1 protein-coding gene and 1 pseudogene are annotated in these 1,472 nt (G+C 66.8%); both read right to left on the bottom strand.

The window, feature by feature from the left end; all coding sequences use genetic code 11:
- Positions 1–836, bottom strand: an 836-nt coding sequence (locus JYJ84_RS36540) for an aldehyde dehydrogenase family protein (protein ID WP_205190290.1), incomplete at its 3' end; no start/stop codon positions are given.
- Between the two features lie 111 nt (positions 837–947).
- Positions 948–1,472: pseudogene (locus JYJ84_RS36535) on the bottom strand (AMP-binding protein); the annotation flags it as partial.

Genomic DNA, 1,472 nt, shown 5'->3' with positions numbered 1-1,472 from the left:
GCGCCGACGAGCGCGTTGATCGCCTGCTCGCGGTTCGCGTCGGGCAGCACGACGGCGTGGTTCTTCGCGCCCATCATCGACTGCACGCGCTTGCCGTTCGCGCTGCCGAGGTTGTACACGTGCGTGCCGACCGCCGTCGAACCGACGAACGAGATCGCCTTCACGAGCGGATGCGTGCAGATCGCGTCGACAACTTCCTTGCCGCCGTGCACGACGTTCAGTACCCCTTTCGGTACGCCGGCCTCGACCGCGAGCTCGACGAGCTGCATCGTGGACAGCGGATCCTGTTCCGACGGCTTCAGCACGAACGTGTTGCCGCACACGATCGCCATCGGGAACATCCACAGCGGAATCATCGCGGGGAAGTTGAACGGCGTGATGCCAGCGCACACGCCGAGCGGCTGGCGCAGCGTGTAGGTATCGACGCCACCCGCGACGTTCTCCGCGAATTCGCCGAGCTGCAGCGAACCGATCGAGCATGCGTGCTCGACCACTTCGAGGCCGCGGAAGATGTCGCCTTCGGCATCGGGAATCGTCTTGCCCTGCTCGGCCGTCAGCGTCTTCGCGATGCGCTGCTGGTTCGTGCGCACGAGATCCTGGAACTTCAGCATGATGCGCATGCGCGCGGCGATCGGCGTGTTCTTCCACGTCGCGTAGGCGGTGTGCGCAGCCTGCACGGCCGCGTCGACTTCCGCGACGGTCGCGAACGGCACGCGTGCGAGCACCTGCTGCGTCGCCGGGTTGACGATGTCGCGCCACTCGTTCGTGGCGGACTCGACGAAGTCGCCGTCGATCAGCAGCTTGACCGTCGGCACGTCTTTCGAATTCGCGTTCATCGATCCAATCTCCTGGCAGAGGGCCGCGAAGCGCGATAGCGCCCGCGCGGCCGGTTCAGTTCGGCTGCGGGCGGCGGCCGCGACATGCGGCGCGCGCGGCCCGCGGTCACGTCACTTCAATTCAGCGGCAAAATCTTCTTCCCAGTATTCGCCGGGCATCCGCGCGGACGCATCGTCGCCGCGCTCGATCTCGCGGCGGCGCAACTCGACGCGGCGGATCTTCCCCGAGATCGTCTTCGGCAGCTCCGCGAACTGCAGGCGGCGGATCCGCTTGTACGGCGCGAGCTTTTCGCGCGAGAAACGGAAGATCTCCAGTGCCAGCGCCGGGCTTTCCTCATAGCCCTGCCGCAGCATGATGAAGGTCTTCGGCACCGCCAGCCGCACGGGGTCGGGGCTCGGCACGACGGCCGCCTCGGCGATCGCCGGATGCTCGATCAGCACGCTCTCGAGTTCGAACGGGCTCAGCCGGTAGTCGGACGACTTGAACACGTCGTCCGCGCGGCCGATGTACACGTAGTAACCGTCGTCGCCGCGCATCGCGATGTCCGACGTGCGGTAGTGGCCGTCGCGCATCGCGTAGGCCGTCGCGTCGGGATTGTTCGCATAGCCTTTCATCAGCCCGACCGGGCGCGCGAC

Origin of the sequence: Burkholderia sp. LMG 13014 (genome assembly GCF_905232215.1) — a bacterium.
In the GTDB taxonomy this organism is placed as follows: domain Bacteria; phylum Pseudomonadota; class Gammaproteobacteria; order Burkholderiales; family Burkholderiaceae; genus Burkholderia.
The sequence above is the reverse complement of the archived record's forward strand: the minus strand, read 5'-3'. Positions and strand labels throughout refer to the sequence as shown.